Here is a 4,031-nt window from a genome sequence, read left to right as displayed (position 1 = left end):
GTCTGAGCACGACTATTGGTCTTGGGTCTCCGCTCGCAGAAGATGCCAATTCTCGGTTCGTTCAGTTGGCGCGGGCCTGGGTGAGAACGCTGAGAGCTCTCCCGAAGCTAAATCAGAACTTTGTCGATGGCGCGTTTGTGAGTATCGAGGAGATTCGAATCGCGGCACTGGTCAAGAGTCCACTTGGCTTTGTCTCACCAACACTTTCGGCATCAAACATCGACGCGGGCGAATGGGAAGAAAATGCAGAGGCCGTTCTCAGGGCGGCTAGGGAGAACCGCATTCCCGCCGGGAACCTGCAACCTGCAACCACCTCGATAACAGACCTTGGGGAGTTTGGCATTCGTCAGGCGAATACCCTTCTCTTCCACCCGCAGAGCTCAGGGTTCAACGTCGGGGCAATCAGAGCAATTGGCGCTAGCTACGAAATTGACTGCACAATTGTGATTGACCATAGAATTGCGGACCCGGGCGATGGAGCTGAGGCACTGAAAAATTTTGAAAGAGTCCTAAATGGGGTAGTTAGTGGCAACCTCTAGAGAAAGGTCACTGATAGTCCAAGCTGCGCGAATGTACTACGAGCAGAATATGAGCCAGGACCAGATTGCAAGGGCTTTGCTCACAAGCCGATCAAATGTTTCGAGAATTCTTTCAGTGGCGCGCAAGCGCGGAATTGTTGAAATCAAAATAATTGAGGAAACCCGCCGCGAGACAGAAATTGAAGATTTACTTATTGCGCGGTTTGGTCTTCGTGCAGCGATGGTGGCTAAAGTTCCCAAGGGTTCGAGCGACTACCAGGCCGTTGGGCAACTCGCTGTCGGCTCCTTTCTCAATCACCTAAAGCCTCGAGTCAAAGTGGCTGTTAGCTGGGGAAGGTCAATTCAGTCGATGGTGGAGGCGCTTGAACCCGAGAACAGACCTGACCTCACCTTCATACCCCTCATGGGTGGCCTGACGGCAATTCCCTCTAGTGATTCGGGCGAAACACTGATCCGCACGCTCGCCCAGAAATTCAACGCCCAGCATCAAATTCTTCATGCCCCCACCATCGTTGGGTCGCCAGAGATAAAGAGTGGATTAATGAGAGAGCCCAGCGTCGCATCGGTAATCGAAGCGGCTAGAAACTGCGACGTGGCCTTTGTCGGTATTGGGTCGAAAGGAGCTAACTCGTCGAGTCATATTCTTCAGTCCGCGGGCATAACTAAAGAAAACCATCCTGATTTCTTTGAACAGTGGGCTGGGGATTTGGCGGGAAGGTTTTTTAATCGTCAAGGTGAGTCAATAGATGCAAACCTCGATAATCGAACTGTTGGCCTTGAGCTAGGGGAAATTGCCAAAATAAAGCGAGTCGTGGGTGTCGCAGTTGGTGAAGAGAAAACCGCGGGAATTCTTGCTGCGCTGCGCGGAGGTCTGATCTCTGAATTGGTTACCAGCTCTACGTGCGCACTAAAGATTTTGGAAGCTGCCGAAAACAAGACCTTCGATTACTTCGATTAGGTTCCCAGCAGCTCAGCAACCTCAGACTCCAACTTTGCGTTCATAAGAGCTTCGAGCTTGCCCGGCTGTTGAACAAGCTCGATTACTGCTTGAAGGAGATCAACTTGGTCAGCTGGATTCGTCACAAGAAGAGGGAAAATAAGCTGGACATCGAGAAGAGTGTCCAGCGAGCCCATTTCTACGAATTTGACCGGACTGGATAGTCGAAAAAAGCCAAAGCCATCCGCACGAACGTGACTTGAATCCGTGTGCGGAATCGCCACCGGTATCGCGGTCGGCAAGCCGGTTGCAAATTCTGCCTCGCGAATCACCAGCGCCCCACCCCAACTGTCTTCAACAAGTTGCAACTCCGCTGCCTTTTCAGCAATAGAGAGCAGGGCATTTTCTGCAGATTCAGCAGACAAATTTAAATTGAGGAAGTTCGGTAGGGGTGTTGGAGAGAATGCCACATTTAGAACTATAGGCGTACGCGTTTTCTCGCTAATCGTGAATCACGAATGTGCAGCTCAGAAGCGTCTCGTTTTGTACCCTACATGGTAGCTTTTCCACATCTTTCAATGGTGAAGGGACAGAGGCTCGCATGAAGAAGGTACTCGTAATTTGTGGAACCGGAGTGGCAACCTCGACAGTCGTCGCAGTGAAAATACGAGAGTACCTTGAGGCCCAAGGAATACCTGTAGCAATTACCCAAGGCAAGGTCATGGACATAGTCCGTGGCATTGAGGGATATGACCTAATTGTCGCTACAACCCCCATACCTGATTCAGTCAAAATCCCAGTTATCCAGGGAATATCTTTCCTTACCGGAATCGGTAATGAAAAAACCCTCAACGATATTGCCGATGCGTTGAGGTAGCTCATCCACAACCGGATTCAAGAAGACATGGAGGAACAAATTGAATCAAGTGCTGGAACAAATAAGTCAAATATTTCTTGACTTAGGCGCGTCAATTGCGCTCCCGATCATCATTACCCTGTTTGGCGTCTCTCTTGGGGAAAAACTCCCTAGAGCGTTTCGTGCAGGTGTGATGATTGGAGTCGGATTCATTGGAATCGGACTCATTATTGGCCTGCTGTTTGGCCAAGTTGGTCCCGCAGCACAAGGCTTGGCCGCAAGATTCAACGTTAACTTGGACATCGTTGACGTCGGTTGGCCTGCGAGCGCTGCTATTGCCTTTGGCTCCCAAGTCGGGGCTGTGACAATACCTGTGCTACTGCTGCTAAACGTTTTGCTGCTAGCAGTGGGCCTAACCAAAACACTTAACATCGATCTTTGGAACTACTGGCACTTCGCCTTTATAGGTGGTCTGGTAGCCGCATCAACTGGAAACTTCCTAATGGGACTTACAGTTGCCGGTATAGCAATGGTGCTTACGCTGGCACTCGCCGATTGGGCCGCTCCGAAGATTCAGGGTCACTACGACTACCCCGACATTTCATTCCCTCACGGAACCTCCGCACCGTATGCGTTGCTGGCGGCTCCATTGAACTGGGTAATGGACAGAATTCCAGGATTCCGAAACCTCAAGGCAGATCCAGACTCAATTCAGAAGAGGTTTGGAGTGTTTGGAGAGTCCATGATTTTGGGACTTGTGATTGGACTGATTCTCGGTCTGGCAGGCTTTGGACTAGATGACCCAAGAGCCGACATAATCGCAACTCTTGGACTCGGAATCAACCTTGCAGCCGTAATGCTGCTGCTACCAAGAATGGTTGCAATACTCATGGAAGGCCTAGTACCTATTTCTGAGGCAGCAAGAGCGTTTGTCTCTCGCAGGCTGCCTGGAAAGAAGTTCTACATCGGGCTGGACTCTGCAATTGTCATTGGCCAACCAGCTGTTATCGCCACTTCGCTGTTGCTTGTTCCAGTAACCCTAATTACGGCGATTGCTTTGGCTCCACTTGGAAACCGAGTGCTACCGCTGGTTGACTTGGCCACCATTCCGTTCATTGTTGCTCTTATGGTGCCGATCTTCCGTGGCAACATCGTTCGGTCCGTGGTTGGAGGCGCCATTCTTATTGGTGTCGGTCTCTTCATCGCGACAGCGATTGCACCAACCTTGACGCAGGTCGCAACTAGCTCTGGGTTCAACAACGAAACCGGCGGACTCATTTCGTCCCTTGTTGACGGTGCTAACCCTATGACTGGTCTGTTCTTCTGGCTTGGCAATTTGGGCTGGGTGGGAATCGCTGCGCTGGCTGCGATTTCATTCGGCTTCGCCATCTGGGTCAGAATGAAGGTAAAGAGCCCTGTCGAAGTAAAGTAAAAGCCACTTCTACCTTTCGAGTGGTTGGAATCGGGGTCCCAAGCGGGACCCCGATTTCCTTTTACCCGTGTCCTTAGTTCTGAGTTATCCACGCAAAGCTCATGGGTGAAATCGGCCTAGCCGGACTAATCCGAGGCTCATGGTCATGACAGTCAATATGCACGAGGCAAAAACTCAGTTTTCAAAGCTTGCGAAGTTGGTTGAGTCTGGCGAGCAGGTCTTTGTTGCCAGAAATGGCAAAGTAATCATGAAGATGGTTCCGCTTCG

The 4,031-nt window shown here is 50.8% G+C and carries 5 protein-coding genes; 4 read left to right on the top strand and 1 reads right to left on the bottom strand.

Going from position 1 to position 4,031, the window contains the following annotated elements:
* The coding region (locus tag WAO31_RS06640; RefSeq protein ID WP_509591720.1) for a 2-oxo acid dehydrogenase subunit E2 at nt 1–539 on the top strand (539 nt) is incomplete at its 5' end.
* 31 nt (nt 540–570) lie between these two features.
* Nucleotides 571–1,497 carry a sugar-binding transcriptional regulator gene (locus tag WAO31_RS06635; protein WP_509591718.1) on the top strand — a complete coding sequence of 309 codons (927 nt, stop codon included), beginning with the start codon at nt 571–573 and terminating at the stop codon, nt 1,495–1,497.
* Here the strand turns inward: WAO31_RS06635 and WAO31_RS06630 are convergent.
* Entirely contained in the window at nt 1,494–1,901 is a 408-nt protein-coding gene (locus WAO31_RS06630; RefSeq protein WP_509591715.1) for a PTS sugar transporter subunit IIA, read from the bottom strand. The genes WAO31_RS06635 and WAO31_RS06630 overlap by 4 nt on opposite strands.
* Nucleotides 1,902–2,077: 176 nt before the next feature.
* Here WAO31_RS06630 and WAO31_RS06625 point away from each other — a divergent pair, with 176 nt between their 5' ends.
* Both WAO31_RS06625 and WAO31_RS06620 read left to right on the top strand, forming a co-directional pair.
* On the top strand, nt 2,078–2,353 hold the full coding sequence (locus tag WAO31_RS06625) for a PTS sugar transporter subunit IIB (RefSeq protein ID WP_509591713.1): 276 nt from the start codon (nt 2,078–2,080) through the stop codon (nt 2,351–2,353).
* Nucleotides 2,354–2,402: 49 nt separating this feature from the next.
* Complete coding sequence (locus WAO31_RS06620; protein ID WP_509591723.1) at nt 2,403–3,764, top strand: PTS galactitol transporter subunit IIC; 1,362 nt, start codon at nt 2,403–2,405, stop codon at nt 3,762–3,764.
* The last annotated feature ends 267 nt before the right edge of the window (nt 3,765–4,031 follow it).

It is taken from the genome of Rhodoluna sp. (assembly GCF_049276775.1).
GTDB lineage: Bacteria > Actinomycetota > Actinomycetes > Actinomycetales > Microbacteriaceae > Rhodoluna.
The sequence above is the reverse complement of the archived record's forward strand: the minus strand, read 5'-3'. Positions and strand labels throughout refer to the sequence as shown.

What these genes read in the sequence shown, in the direction of transcription:
- WAO31_RS06635 (WP_509591718.1), top strand. Translation starts at nt 571, where the DNA reads ATGTACTACGAGCAGAATATGAGCCAGGACCAGATTGCAAGGGCTTTG.
- WAO31_RS06625 (WP_509591713.1), top strand. Translation starts at nt 2,078, where the DNA reads ATGAAGAAGGTACTCGTAATTTGTGGAACCGGAGTGGCAACCTCGACA.